Origin of the sequence: Cupriavidus sp. SZY C1 (assembly GCF_032190535.1) — a bacterium.
Classification (GTDB): domain Bacteria; phylum Pseudomonadota; class Gammaproteobacteria; order Burkholderiales; family Burkholderiaceae; genus Cupriavidus; species Cupriavidus pauculus_C.
Map to the genome: position 1 here is coordinate 26,667 of NZ_JAUANU010000020.1, position 12,956 is coordinate 39,622.

The 12,956-nt window shown below is 70.6% G+C and carries 10 protein-coding genes; 4 read left to right on the plus strand and 6 right to left on the minus strand.

All coding sequences use genetic code 11. The features are described from left to right. The first annotated feature begins 10 nt into the window (after positions 1 to 10). Together QTN24_RS23480 and QTN24_RS23485 are read left to right on the plus strand one after the other, a co-directional pair. Entirely contained in the window at positions 11 to 634 is a 624-nt protein-coding gene (locus QTN24_RS23480) for a CYTH domain-containing protein (RefSeq protein WP_124683150.1), read from the plus strand. Continuing rightward, the gene (locus QTN24_RS23485; protein WP_313840053.1) at positions 634 to 1,404 is read left to right on the plus strand and encodes a uracil-DNA glycosylase; all 771 of its coding nucleotides are present in this window, start codon (positions 634 to 636) and stop codon (positions 1,402 to 1,404) included. The genes QTN24_RS23480 and QTN24_RS23485 overlap by 1 nt, the downstream gene beginning before the upstream one ends. A gap of 5 nt (positions 1,405 to 1,409) precedes the next feature. On the opposite strand, the gene QTN24_RS23490 is transcribed toward QTN24_RS23485, so the two are convergent. Further along, positions 1,410 to 1,697 carry an acylphosphatase gene (locus tag QTN24_RS23490; protein WP_313840054.1) on the minus strand — a complete coding sequence of 96 codons (288 nt, stop codon included), beginning with the start codon at positions 1,695 to 1,697 and terminating at the stop codon, positions 1,410 to 1,412. 80 nt (positions 1,698 to 1,777) lie between these two features. Here QTN24_RS23490 and QTN24_RS23495 point away from each other — a divergent pair, with 80 nt between their 5' ends. Continuing rightward, positions 1,778 to 3,523, plus strand: a complete 1,746-nt coding sequence (locus QTN24_RS23495) for an ABC transporter permease subunit (RefSeq protein WP_313840055.1) — start codon at positions 1,778 to 1,780, stop codon at positions 3,521 to 3,523. Between the two features lie 10 nt (positions 3,524 to 3,533). Next, positions 3,534 to 4,850 (plus strand): ATP-binding cassette domain-containing protein, encoded by a 1,317-nt coding sequence (locus QTN24_RS23500; RefSeq protein WP_313840056.1) that lies wholly within the window; start codon positions 3,534 to 3,536, stop codon positions 4,848 to 4,850. 538 nt (positions 4,851 to 5,388) lie between these two features. Here QTN24_RS23500 and QTN24_RS23505 read toward each other — a convergent pair. The 5 genes from QTN24_RS23505 to QTN24_RS23525 all read right to left on the minus strand — a co-directional run bounded on the left by QTN24_RS23505 (position 5,389) and on the right by QTN24_RS23525 (position 12,932). Beyond that, positions 5,389 to 7,770, minus strand: coding sequence for an FUSC family protein (locus QTN24_RS23505; protein ID WP_313840057.1), 2,382 nt, complete (start codon positions 7,768 to 7,770; stop codon positions 5,389 to 5,391). A 70-nt stretch (positions 7,771 to 7,840) separates the two neighbouring features. After that, positions 7,841 to 9,655: a M61 family metallopeptidase gene (locus tag QTN24_RS23510; RefSeq protein ID WP_313840058.1), complete on the minus strand. Its 1,815-nt coding sequence runs from the start codon at positions 9,653 to 9,655 to the stop codon at positions 7,841 to 7,843. Between the two features lie 63 nt (positions 9,656 to 9,718). Next, the gene (locus tag QTN24_RS23515) at positions 9,719 to 10,723 is read right to left on the minus strand and encodes an MDR family oxidoreductase (RefSeq protein ID WP_313840059.1); all 1,005 of its coding nucleotides are present in this window, start codon (positions 10,721 to 10,723) and stop codon (positions 9,719 to 9,721) included. Positions 10,724 to 10,821: 98 nt separating this feature from the next. Then, positions 10,822 to 11,580, minus strand: coding sequence for a DsbC family protein (locus QTN24_RS23520; RefSeq protein WP_313840060.1), 759 nt, complete (start codon positions 11,578 to 11,580; stop codon positions 10,822 to 10,824). A gap of 89 nt (positions 11,581 to 11,669) precedes the next feature. Beyond that, on the minus strand, positions 11,670 to 12,932 hold the full coding sequence (locus QTN24_RS23525; RefSeq protein ID WP_313840061.1) for a UbiH/UbiF family hydroxylase: 1,263 nt from the start codon (positions 12,930 to 12,932) through the stop codon (positions 11,670 to 11,672). Positions 12,933 to 12,956: the final 24 nt, after the last annotated feature.

The window sequence follows — 12,956 nt, forward strand, 5'->3', positions numbered from 1 at the left end:
AGGAGCCGCCATGGCCAAGGAAATCGAACTGAAGCTGGCCGTGCCGGACGCCGCGCTGGCGGCCGTGGCCGCCTGGCTCGACGCCCATGGCGCGCCGCGCGGCGAGACCACGCTGCTGAACATCTACCTGGACACCCCGGCGCGCGACCTGGCCGCGGCCCGCTCGGCGCTGCGGCTGCGCCAGCGCGGCAACCAGTGGCTGCAGACGCTGAAGACGGCCGGCCGCAGCGCCGGCGGGCTGGCGGCGCGCCACGAGTGGGAGGTGGAAGTGGCGGGCGAAGCCATCGAGCTTGACCGCTTCGACGCCGATGCCCGCGCGGTGCTGGCGCCGCTGGCCGACCGCCTTGCGCCGGTGTTCCGGACCGATTTCGTGCGCCGCACGTGGATCGTCGAGCAGGACGGCGAGCGCATCGAGGCCGCGCTCGACACCGGCACGATCCGCGCGCCCGGCACGGCCCGCACCGAGCGCATCCAGGAACTCGAACTCGAATGGCTGCCCGGCAGCCACGCCGACGAAGCGGTGGCCGAAGCGGCCCTGCGCGCGTTTGCGGCACGCATCGGCCATGTGGCGCCGCTGCAACCCTCCGACCTCAGCAAGGCCGCGCGCGGCTACCGACTGACCCGCTTCGACTGATGCAATCCGACCTGTTCGCCACCGACACCGCCAGCACCGCGGCCGCCGCGCCCGCCATCGACTGCCTGCAAACCCAGGTCGACGCCCTGCCCGCCGCCTGGCGCACCCTGCTCCAGCCGTGCCTGGGCAATGCCGACTGGGCGTCGCTGTGCGACTTTGTCGATGGCGAGCGCGCCGCCGGCAAGCCGGTGTTTCCGCACGCGGTGTTCCACGCGCTGCACCTGACGCCGCCCCACGCGGTGCAGGTTGTCATCCTGGGTCAGGACCCGTACCACGGCACGGGCGTGGTCGGCGGCGTGGAGGTGCCGCAGGCGCATGGGCTGGCGTTCTCGGTGCCGGACGGCGTCAAGGTGCCGCCAAGCCTGCGCAACATCTTCAAGGAAATCGGCGCCGAATACGGCGTGGCACCGGTGCGCGCGTCGGGCAACCTGGAAGGCTGGGCGCGCCAGGGCGTGCTGCTGCTGAACACGGTGCTGACCGTCGAACAGGGCAGCGCCGCCAGCCACGCCCGGCGCGGCTGGGAGGCCGTGACCGACTGCCTGATCCACGCGCTGGCCATGTCGCGCCCGAACCTCGTCTTCATGCTCTGGGGCAGCCACGCCCAGGCCAAGCGCGCGCTGCTGGAGGGCCAGACCCACTGTGTGCTCGAAGCGCCGCATCCGTCGCCGCTGTCGGCGCATCGCGGCTTTCTTGGCTGCGGGCACTTCCGGGCGGCCAACGACTGGCTGGAACGCCACGGCCGGCCCGGCATCGACTGGCAACGGACCTAGCGGACCTAGGCCGTCGGGCGCCAGGCAAAGCTGTCGAACGTCTCGGGCGGCGCCGGCGCCATGTCGACCCGCGACACCTGCGCGGCCGGCGGCCCTTGCTCCATCCACTGCCGCAGCGTCTCAAGGTGCTCGCGCGAGCCGGTGGCGATGACCTCCACCGTCCCATCCATCCGGTTGCGGACCCACCCCGTCAGGCCCAGCGCCATGGCCTTGTCGGCACACGCGCCCCGGTAGCCCACGCCCTGCACGCGGCCATGGGCCACGAGGCGCCAGGTTTCGGTCGAAGCTGTCATGGTTTTCCTCTCACCTAGGTAAACTACCTAGCCCGGTCGGGCGTTAGCACGTCAGCATACGACGACCGGGAGCCCGTGCCATGCCACCAACGCCAGACACCCGGCAAGCACCGGGCTACGCCGCGCCGCTGCTGACCGCGCCGCCGAACCGGTTCGACCTGGCGCTGCTGCCGATCATCCTGGCCGTCATCGTCACCGTGGCCTACGCCGCGCGGCAGATGGACGTGCCGTACCAGCCCGGCCAGGCGCTGGCCATCCACCTGGACCCGGCCTGGCTGCCCTACTACCTGATGCGCACCAGCATCCGCATGCTGGCCGCGCTGGCCGCGTCGCTGGTGTTCTCGTTCGCGTTCGCGGCGCTGGCGTCGCGCAGCCGCACGGCCGAGAAGGTCATGGTGCCGGCGCTGGACATCCTCCAGTCGATCCCCGTCCTGGGCTTTTTGTCGATCACGGTCACCGGCTTCATCGCACTGTTCCCGGGCAGCCTGGCCGGCGTGGAATGCGCGGCCATCTTCGCCATCTTCACGTCGCAGGCGTGGAACATGGCGTTCAGCCTGTACCAGTCGTTCCGCACCATCCCGGGCGACCTGCTGGAAGCGGCCGCCATGTTCCGGCTGTCGCCATGGCAGCGGTTCTGGCGGCTGGAAGTACCGTACGCCATGCCGGGGCTGCTCTGGAACATGATGATGTCGATGTCGGGCGGCTGGTTTTTCGTCGTGGCGTCCGAGGCCATCTCGGTCTCCGGGCAGGACATCCGGCTGCCCGGCATCGGCTCGTACATCGCGCTTGCCATCCAGCAGCAGGACCTGGCGGCCATCGGCTGGGCGATCCTGGCGATGCTGGCCGGCATCGTGCTCTACGACCAGTTGCTGTTCCGCCCGCTGGTGGCGTGGGCCGACCGCTTCCGCTTCGACACGCTCGCGCAGGACGCCGTGCCGCAGTCGTGGCTGCTGGCCCTGCTGCGCCGCTCGGCGTGGGTGCACGCGCTGCTGGGCCACGCCGCCGCGCTGGCCGGCCGCACGCTGGCCTGGAGCGCCCGCCATCGCGGCACCGTGGCGCTGCCGGCCGCGCCGGCGCGCTGGGCGCCGTGGCCAGACCGCCTGCGCGACGCGCTGATCGTGGCCGTGGCGCTGGCCGCCCTCTATCGCGTGTTCCACTTCGTGCATGGCGAGGTGGGCTGGGCCGAGGCGGCCCACGTGCTCTGGCTCGGCACGCTGACGATGGCACGCGTGATGGTGCTGATCGCGCTGGCCGCGCTGGTCTGGGTGCCGATCGGCATCCGCATCGGCCTGAACCCGGCCGCCGCGCGCGTGGCGCAGCCCATCGCCCAGTTCCTGGCCGCGTTTCCGGCCAACCTGATGTTCCCGCTGGCCGTGATGGCGATTGCCCGGTTCGGGCTGAACCCGGAAATCTGGCTCAGCCCGCTGATGATCCTGGGCACGCAGTGGTACATCCTGTTCAACGTGGTGGCCGGCGCGTCGGGCATCCCCATGGAACTGCGGCTGGCGGCGCGCAACATGGGGCTGCGCGGCTGGCTGCTGTGGCGGCGCTTTCTGGTGCCGGCCGTGTTCCCGAGCCTGCTGACCGGGCTGGTCACGGCGGCGGGCGGGTCGTGGAATGCCAGCATCGTGTCTGAATACGTGACCTGGGGCGACCGCACGCTGGTGGCCACGGGCCTGGGCAGCTACATCGCCGAGATGACCGCGCGCGGCGACTTTCCGCGCATCGCGCTGGGCATCGCCGTGATGGCGCTGTTCGTGGTGGGCTGCAACCGGCTGCTCTGGAACCGGCTCTATGACCTGGCGCAGTCGCGCACGCGGCTTTAAGGAAATGACGATGACACCGCAAGACACCACCCCGGTGATCGACCTGCGCGGCGTGGGCAAGATGTTCCGCACCGCCGACCATACCGACCGCGCCGTGCTGGAGGGCGTGGACCTGACGCTGCGCGCGGGCGAGATCGTGGCGATGCTGGGCAAGTCCGGCTCGGGCAAGTCCACGCTGCTGCGGATCATGGCCGGCCTGGTCGGCGCCGACCGTGGCGAGGTGCGCTTCCGGGGCCGGCCGCTGACCGGCACGGCCGAGGGCATCGCGATGGTGTTCCAGTCGTTCGCGCTGTTTCCGTGGCTGACGGTGCAGCAGAACGTGGAGCTGGGGCTGGAAGCGCAGGGCGTGGGCCGCGCCGAGCGCGCGCGCCGGGCAGAGTCGGCCATCGACATGATCGGCCTGTCGGGCTTCAACAGCGCGCTGCCACGCGAGCTGTCGGGCGGCATGCGCCAGCGCGTGGGCATTGCGCGGGCGCTGGTGACCGAGCCGGACCTGCTGCTGATGGACGAGGCGTTCTCCGCGCTGGACGTGCTGACCGGCGAGACGCTGCGCGACGAGATGCTGGCCCTGTGGGAATCGGGCCGCGCCAACATCCGCAGCATCCTGATCGTGTCGCACAACATCGAGGAAGCCGTGATGATGGCCGACCGGATCGTGATCCTGTCGAGCGACCCGGGCCGCGTGCGCGCCGAGGTGCCCGTGCCGTTCCCGCGCCCGCGCAACCGCGACGACCCACAGGTGCGGGCGCTGGTGGACGAGGTCTACGCGCTGATGACATCGCCGGCCGCGCTGGGCCCGCGCGTGCCCGCCATGGCCGCCGCGCAGCAGATTGGCTACCGGCTGCCCGACGCCGACATCGGCCAGATGGAAGCCGTGCTGGACCTGCTGCACGAATCCCCGTTCTTCGGCCGCGCCGACCTGCCCCACCTGGCCAGCGAGGCGGGCCTGACCGACGACGACCTGCTGCCCGCCTGCGAGGCCATGCAGCTGCTGGGCCTGGCCCAGATCGCCGGCGGCGACATCTCCGCCACGCCGCTGGGCCGCCGCTACTACGAGACCGCGCCGCCCGAGCGCAAGGTCCTGTTCGGCCACCAGCTCCTGACCCACATCGCCCTGTCCGCCCAGATCCGCCGCGAACTGGAACGCAGCCCCGACGGCGAAATCGGCGAGGAAGCGATCCTGCGCGAACTGGAAGCCTTCCTGAAACCGGACGAAGCCACCCGCGTGCTCAAGATCGCCATCGACTGGGGACGCTATGGCGAGGTGTACGGGTACTCGTTTCACAGCGGCATGCTGACGCTGCCGGAGGGGATGGAGGCGGGGTGATGGTTTGTTCCGCTAAAGCCTGCGATGGCTCAGGCGGCCCTGCTGGTTTGCTTCCCTAAACCGAGCGATGGCTCAGGCGTCGCTGCTGGTTTGCTCCGCCAAACCGAGCGATGGCTCAGGCGTCCGCGCTGGTTTTCTCCCCTCTCCCGCTTGCGGGAGAGGGGTTGGGGGAGAGGGCCGGCGGCTCTAATTGCGACCTCGTCGGCAAGCAGATCCTCAACGCCCTCTCCCCCAGCCCCTCTCCCACGTTGTGGGAGAGGGGAGCGAAAACCGTGCGATGGCTCAGGCATCCCTGCCGGTTTGCTCCCCTCTCCCGCCTGCGGGAGAGGGGTCGGGGGTGAGGGCCGGCGGCTCTAATTGCGACGTAGTCGGCAAGCAGATCCTCAACGCCCTCTCCCCCAGCCCCTCTCCCACGTTGTGGGAGAGGGGAGCGAAAACAGTGCGATGGCTGAGGCGTCCCCGCTGGTTTGCTCCGCCAAACCGCGCGATGGCTCAGGCGGCCCGCTGGATTGCAAACCCCCAGCCAATCCGTACGCCATCACCCCTTCAACGGCATCCGCACGGCCCGTCCGATTGCCCCGGTGCGCAGCGCGATCTTGGCTGCGTCTTCGCGTAGCGCGCGCAGGCGCCTTTCCAGCAGGGCGTTGGCGGGGCGGCCCGAGGCGCTGGCCGATGTGGCGGCGTGCTGGTCCTGCGATTTCTGCAGCGGTTCGTTGGCGCCTATCTCGCCGGCGGCGGCGGCCTGGGCCAGGACGTCGGCCTTGCGGCGGTCGGCCGAGTCGGCGATGCGGGCGCGGCGTTCGCTGGCGTCCTCTTCGGCTGGCGCGGTTGCCTCGGGCTTCTCCGCCGTGGCCGGCTCGGGGGCCAGTTCCACGCCCGCCACGGCGGCCTCCACCGGGGTGCGGATGAAGCCTGCCCCGCGCGGGCCGTGGCGCTCCTCGCCGGCCAGGCGTTCGCTGGCCAGCGTCAGCGAGCGCAGCGCGGCGTCTGTGGCCTGGTCGATGGCGGCCTCGGCCGCGGGCACATCCAGCTCGCCATAGTGCTGCCGCACCTGGATGCGCGCGGCGGCCACGTGGGCGGCCACCAGGTAGTTCTGGACGATGAAGCGGCTCAGGTTGTCCACGGCGCGGTGCCGGCTGCGCGGTTCGTCGAGCATGCGCTGGAACGACCCGATCAGCGCCGACAGGTTGTCCATGAACTGCTTGCGCTGCACGCGGTAGGCAAAGTCGTCCGATGCCTTGCGCGTCAGCAGGTCGCGCGTGGCGGCGATGTAGCGGCGGTTGGCCTGCAGCACGTTCTCCACCAGCTTGGGGATCGACCGGTACTCCCAGCTCGGCAGCACGAAGCTGAAGATCGACGCGATGATGCCGCCGATGACCGTGTCCACCAGCCGCTCGCCCACCACGGTCTGGCTGCCCGGGATCAGCAGATTAATCTGGATCAGCACCTGGACGCACGCGGCGATGGCCGTGTAGCGGTACTTGATGGTCACGAACGCGGCGCTGGCCACCAGCGCCAGGTACAGGATGGCGATCAGCGCCAGCGGCTCGTGCACCCAGCGCAGGATACCCACGCTGATGATGCAGCCGATCAGCGTGCCGATCAGGCGGTCGTTGTAGCGCTGCTTGGTCATGCTGAAGTTCGGCTTCAGGATCACGACGATGGTCAGCAGTATCCAGTAGCTGTGCGACGCATACGGCAGGCGGTCGCCGATCCAGAGCCCCACGGCCACGGCCAGCGTGATCCGCAGCGCGAAGCGGAACGCCGGCGAACGCCAGTGCAGGTTGTCGCGCACCACGGCGAACTCGTACTTCTGGCGCGTCAGGAACGGCGTCATGTCCGAACCGGGCAGCACCTTGGCCGGCTCCACCGGCGTGCGCGACGCCTCGTGCAACTGGCCGACCAGCGTGATGGCGCCGCGGATCATCTCCAGCGTGTCGCGCAGCGCGTTCATGGCCGCCGGCGAGACGTGATGGTGGCGAAGCTGGTCGATCTCGTCCTCCACCTTCTTCAGGTCGGGCCTGTAGTCGAACGCGCTGTACGACGGCCTGCCGCGCGTCACGTCGTAGGCAATCTCCTCCAGGTCCTTGCCCAGGCCCAGCACCAGCCGGCGCAGGCCGTCCAGCACCGGCGTGCCGCCGAACGTCTGGCGCAGCAGCGCGTACTCGGTGTTGGTCGACAGCAGGTACTCGTAGAGGTCCAGCATGCGCAGGTGCACCTGCACCAGCAGGCCGTCGTGCGGGGTCTTGCTGCCGCGCAGCACCATGTCGCGGGCGGCCTGCTGGCGCTCTGCCACCACGATCTGCTGGCGCACCAGCCGGTTGAACTGCTCGTCGTAGTCGGTGCCGGCGTCGTAGAAGGCGGCCTTGATCTCCAGGTAGCCGGCCATCTCGTAGAGCGATTCGGCCAGGATCTGCTGCCGCGTGCGGCGCTCCATCAGCCAGCTCACGGCCATCGCGTAGACCAGGTAGCCGAACGCGCCGATGCCGAACAGCGCGGCGTGCGACAGCGCCTTGCGCACCACGAATTCCTCGTTGATCGTCAGTGTCATGACGAACAGCATCGAGAACTGCAGCGGCATGGTCTTGTTGCCGTAGACCGTCATCATGCCGGCCAGGAACGTGACCAGCACCAGCACGAACGGCTGCACCTGCGGGAACGGCGTGGCCAGCGCCACGATGGCCGTGACGGCGGTGCACAGCAGCACGCTCGCCAGCATCTCGTTGAACTTGTGCGGCAGCGGGCTCGGCAGGTCCATCAGGCTCGTGCACAGCGCGCCCACGGACACCACCATGGCGCTGGGCAGGTCCATGAACGGCATGGCCAGCAGCGTCAGGCCGATCACGCCCGTGGCCGAGCGCAGGCCACGGTAGATGTAGTGCGAAAACAGGAATGTGCGGGGGTCGTGCGCGTATTCCATGGGGCGATGGGGGCGGGTGGAGAGGCGGCGGCGCCGTCGCCATCATGGCCACGGCGCGGTGACGGGGCGGCTACTGGCCGAGCCAGCGCGCCCGCCCGGCATGCCTGCCGGCCTCGACCTTGACCTTGTACTGCGTGGCCGGTTCGCGCGCCAGCGTCACGGGCAGCACCTGCAGTTCGTCGCGGCGGAACACGTGCAGCTCGGCCCGGTCGCCGGGGCGGTAGCGGGCCAGCAGCTTGTCGAGCTGCCCCGGCGCCACGCGCAGGCCATCCACGGCGGCGATCAGGTCGCCGGCCGACAGCCCCGCGCGCTGCCCGGCCCCGCCGTCCAGCACCTGGCTCACGCGTACCCAGCCATCGTCGCCACGGGTCTTGATGCCCAGCGCGGCGGCGCCGTTCGGCTTCTGCGGCTCGGCCACCAGCCCCACGCCGCGGAACAGCGCCGGCAGGCCGATCTCGCCCGTGCCCTCGGTCAGCGCGCGCAGCAGGCCGCCCAGCTTCAGGCCGCTGACCTCGTCGATCAGCGCGTACACCTCGGCCTCGGTCACGCCCCGCTGCGTGGCGCCCGGCGCGTAGAAGTCGCGCCCGTAGCGCTGCCACAGCGCGCGCATGACGTCGTCCAGCGAGCGGCGGCCGCGGGTCTTCTCGCGGATGGTCAGGTCCAGCGCCAGCGCCACCAGCGACCCCTTGGTGTAGTAACTGACGATGGCGTTCGGCGCGTTCTCGTCCTGGCGGTAGTACTTGGTCCAGGCATCGAACGCGCTGTCGGCCACGCTCTGCTTGGTGCGGCCCGTGCCGCGCAGCACGCCGTTCCAGGTCTTGGCCAGCATGTCGACGTACTGCTGCTCGGTGACCAGCCCGGTGCGCACCAGGATCAGGTCGTCGTAGTAGCTGGTGAAGCCCTCGAACAGCCACAGCAGCGGCGTGTAGCTTTCCGCCTCCAGCCGGTACGGCACGAACGCGGCCGGCTTGATGCGCTTGACGTTCCAGGTGTGGAAATACTCGTGGCTGCACAGGCCCAGGAACGTGCGGTAGCCCTCGCTGGTCTCGGCGTTGCCGCGCACGGGCAGGTCGCTGCGCGCGCACATCAGCGCGGTGCTGGCGCGGTGTTCCAGCCCGCCGTAGCCGTCGGTCGTGACCATCGTCATGAAGACGTAGCGGCGGTTGCTGTCCAGGAACGGCGCGCGGGCCGAGCGGGGCTCGAACAGCCGGATCTGCGCCTCGCAGATGCGCTTGAGGTCGCGGCAGATGCGCGCCATGTCGAGCTGCGGCACGCGGCCCGTGAACACCACGTCGTGCTGCACGCCACAGGCGCGGAAGCTGCCCAGCGCGAACGTGCCCATTTCCACGGGATGGTCGATCAGCTCGTCGTAGTCGCTGGCCTGGTAGCGGCCAAAGCCGTAGCGGCGCGCGCCGCCGGGGCCGCGCGCCTCGGGCAGCGCCGTGGCCACGCGCCAGCCGGCATAGGCGTCGCCGGCCGGCGGGTGGATATCGACCAGGCACGGCCGGTCGTCCTGCCCCACCACGCGCAGGAACACCGAGCTGCCGTTGAAGAAGCCGTGCGTGGTGTCCAGGTGCGCGCTGCGCACGGACAGGTCCCACGCATAGACCTCGTAGCTCAGTGTCAGCGGGCCGGCGTCGGCCGGCAACGGCGCGGCCAGCCAGGTCTGCTTGTCCAGCTTGGTCAGCGGCACGCGCACGCGGCCGGCATCGGCGCGGATGCGGACGATATTGCGTGCGAAATCTCTGATCATGTAGCTGCCCGGGATCCACGCGGGCAGCGTGAAGACCTGGCCGGCCGGGTCGGGGACGTCCACCGTCACGGTCACGGCGAACAGGTGGGCTTCCGGTTGAAGCGGGGCGATGGCGTAGCGGATCGGCGTCATGGTCTCGATTGTAGCGTCACGCCCCGGGGCGCCCGGGGACGGGCGGTGCGGCCGGCCGCCGGGTCAGCCGTTCACGTCGACGACCACGCGGCCGCGCATGCCCCCTTCCACGATGCGCCGGCCGGCGTCGATGGCATCGCCCAGCCGGATCTCCTGCGTGATGGCCTGCAGCCGGTCTGGCGCCAGGTCCTGCGCCAGCCGCTTCCAGGCCGTCTCGCGCAGCGGCATCGCGGCCATCACGCTGTCGATGCCGGCCAGCGTCACGCCGCGCAGGATGAACGGGGCCACCGACGCCGGGAAATCCATGCCCTGCGCCAGCCCGCACGCCGTGACCACGCCGCCGTAGCGCACCTGGGCGCAGGCGTTGACCAGCGTGTGGGAGCCGACCGAATCCACCACGGCGGCCCAGCGTTCCTTCTGCAGCGGCTTGCCCGGCGCGCCCAGTTCGGCGCGGTCGATCACGTCGGCCGCGCCCAGCGCGCGCAGGAAGTCGGCCTCGGCCGTCTTGCCCGTGGACGCCGTCACGCGGTAGCCCAGCTTGGACAGGATGGCGATGGCCACCGACCCCACGCCGCCCGACGCGCCGGTCACCAGCACATCGCCATCGCCGGGCCGCACCGGACCGTTCACGCCGCCGCGTTCCAGCGCCAGCACCGACAGCATGGCCGTGTAGCCAGCCGTGCCGATCGCCATGGCCTGCCGCGTCGTGAACGCATCGGGCACCTTGACCAGCCATTCGCCCTTGAGCCGCGCGCGCTGCGCCAGGCAGCCCCAGTGCGTCTCGCCCACGCCGTGGCCGTTCAGCACCACGCGGTCGCCGGTCTTCCAGCGCGGGTCGCCGGAATCGAGCACGGTGCCCGCGCCGTCGATGCCGGCCACCATCGGCCACTTGCGCACCACCGGCGAGCGGCCCGTGATGGCCAGCCCGTCCTTGAAGTTGATCGTCGAATAGTCCACGGCCACCAGCACGTTGCCGTCGGCGGGCAACTGGCTCTCGTCGAGCTGGGCGATCCGCGCCTGCGTGGATTTGTCGTCGGCCTGGGTCAGCAGCAGCGCCTGGAAGGTCATGATGGGGTGTCTCCCGATTGTCGTAGGTCGATCCGGCCATGCAAAACGGCCGGACTGGGCCGGCCGTTCGCGTCAGCCGGCGGGGTCCGGCGTCGTCGTTATTTCTTGAGACTGGCGAGCTTGCGTTCCAGCGTGGCGGCGTCCGCCGCGCCCGGAATGCGCGTGCCGTCGGTAAAGAAGACGGCCGGCGTGCCCGTGATGTTCAGGCTCTGGCCCAGCGCCAGGTTCTCGTCCACCGGCGTCTTGCAGCTGCCGTTGCCGGTCAGCGCCGTGTGGCTGAGCATCCAGTCGCGCCACGCCTTGGTGCGGTCGGTGGCGCACCAGACCTGCCTGGACTTGACCGCCGAGTCCGGCGACAGCACCGGGTACAGGAAGGTGTAGACCGTGATGTTGTCCATTTGCTGGAACGTCTGCTCGATCTTCTTGCAGTAGCCGCAGTTCGGGTCCGAGAACACCGCCACGGTGCGGCTGCCGTCGCCCTTGGTCCACTTGATGGCGCGCGACAGCGGCAGGTCCGACCACTTGATCTTGTTGATCTCGGCCAGCCGTTCCTCGGTCAGGTTGGTGTTCGTCCTGGTGTCGATCAGCTCTCCATTGAGGATGTAGCGGCCCGTGGCATCGGTGTAGACGAGCTGGCCGCCGACGTTGACCTCGTACAGCCCCGGCACCGGCGCCTTGGTCACGCTCTTCACCTCGGCGCGGCTGCCCAGCATGCGCTGGATCGACGCCTTGATCTTGTCCGTGCCCGGCTCGTCCGCGGCCAGCGCGTGCAGGGCGTAGCCGGCGGCGCCCAGGCCGCCGACGCAGGCGACGATCGCGGCAAGGCGGGCGGGTCGGCGGCGGAACAGTTGCAACATATTGACTCCAGGTAGCGGTTTGCCGGTCAGTGTGCCGGCGGCGATGTCATCGGTAAATCGTGGAACGCGCAATTGTGGGCATCGGCGGCCTAGCCCAGCGCGCGGCTGATCAGCAGCCGCTTGAGCAGCCCCTGGCCGCCCACGGCGCGCATGCCGAGGTTGCGCACCATGCGGGCCGGCGTGCCCGGCAGCGAGAACAACCGGTGCAGGCCGTCCGTGGCGGCCGTCAGCGACAGCAGGTCGGTGGCGCGCGCGCGCTCGTAGCGGCGCAGCAGCCGCAGGTCGCCCTCGTGGCGGAACGGCTCCTTGTCGGCCATCACGCGGCCCAGCTCCACCACGTCGCGCAGGCCCAGGTTCATGCCCTGCCCGGCCAGCGGATGCACGACGTGCGCCGCGTCGCCCACCAGCGCCACGTGCGGCTGGGCGAAGTGATCGGCCCGTTGCAGCACCAGCGGAAAGCCCTGCGCCGGCGTGATGCAGCGCAGGGTGCCGAAGCGGGCGCCCACGGCGCCGCTGGCCACCTGCGCCACCGTGGCGGCCAGCGCCTCGGGCGCCAGCGCCAGCAGGTCGCGGGCGTGGGCCTCGTCGGCGGACCAGACCATCGACACGCGGTTGCCGGGCAGCGGCAGCATGGCCAGGATCTCGCCGTTGGCGGGTTCCTCGTCGGCCATCAGCTTTTCCGGGGCGCCCAGGAACCACTGCCAGGCGGTTTCCTGGTGCGGCAGTTCGCAGCGGAAGTTGGCCACCACGCCAAGCTGGCGGTAGCGCCGCTGGGTGGTGCCGATATGGCACTGCTGGCGCACCCAGGACCGCGCCCCGTCGGCGCCGACCAGGCAGCTGGCGCGCACGCGGCGGCCATCGGCCAGCGTCAGCGTCACGCCGTCGAGGTCGCGGTCGAGTCGTTCGGCGGTGTCGTCGAACCACGTCACCTGGTGCTGGAAGCGCAGCGCGGTGTCCAGCACCCGCTCGACATGGCCCGATTCGACGATCCAGGCCAGTTGCGGCACGGCGGCGGCGTAGGCCGAGAAATGGAGGTCGCCATCGGGCGAGGGGTCTGACTCCGACGCGCTTTGGTCGCCGAACACGCGCATGTCGCGCACCGGCTGCACGCGGGCGGGGTCCAGCGCCTCCCACACGCGCAGGCGGTCCAGCAGGGCCTGCGAGCTGGCGGAGAAGGCGTAGATGCGGCTGTCCCAGTCGTCGTCGCCGGTGCGGGCGGTGTCGGCGGCGGGCCGGGGCGCCACCAGCGCCACCTGCATGCCCTGCTGCGCCAGCAGCAGCGCGCAGGCCTTGCCGACAATGCCACCGCCGACCACGGCGATCTGGAAGCGGGAGGAAGGATTCGACGACATCGATATGGCGGCGTCGCTTGGGCG

What these genes read in the sequence shown, in the direction of transcription:
- QTN24_RS23480 (WP_124683150.1), top strand. Translation starts at nt 11, where the DNA reads ATGGCCAAGGAAATCGAACTGAAGCTGGCCGTGCCGGACGCCGCGCTG.
- QTN24_RS23485 (WP_313840053.1), top strand. Translation starts at nt 634, where the DNA reads ATGCAATCCGACCTGTTCGCCACCGACACCGCCAGCACCGCGGCCGCC.
- QTN24_RS23490 (WP_313840054.1), bottom strand. Translation starts at nt 1,697, where the DNA reads ATGACAGCTTCGACCGAAACCTGGCGCCTCGTGGCCCATGGCCGCGTG.
- QTN24_RS23495 (WP_313840055.1), top strand. Translation starts at nt 1,778, where the DNA reads ATGCCACCAACGCCAGACACCCGGCAAGCACCGGGCTACGCCGCGCCG.
- QTN24_RS23500 (WP_313840056.1), top strand. Translation starts at nt 3,534, where the DNA reads ATGACACCGCAAGACACCACCCCGGTGATCGACCTGCGCGGCGTGGGC.
- QTN24_RS23505 (WP_313840057.1), bottom strand. Translation starts at nt 7,770, where the DNA reads ATGGAATACGCGCACGACCCCCGCACATTCCTGTTTTCGCACTACATC.
- QTN24_RS23510 (WP_313840058.1), bottom strand. Translation starts at nt 9,655, where the DNA reads ATGACGCCGATCCGCTACGCCATCGCCCCGCTTCAACCGGAAGCCCAC.
- QTN24_RS23515 (WP_313840059.1), bottom strand. Translation starts at nt 10,723, where the DNA reads ATGACCTTCCAGGCGCTGCTGCTGACCCAGGCCGACGACAAATCCACG.
- QTN24_RS23520 (WP_313840060.1), bottom strand. Translation starts at nt 11,580, where the DNA reads ATGTTGCAACTGTTCCGCCGCCGACCCGCCCGCCTTGCCGCGATCGTC.
- QTN24_RS23525 (WP_313840061.1), bottom strand. Translation starts at nt 12,932, where the DNA reads ATGTCGTCGAATCCTTCCTCCCGCTTCCAGATCGCCGTGGTCGGCGGT.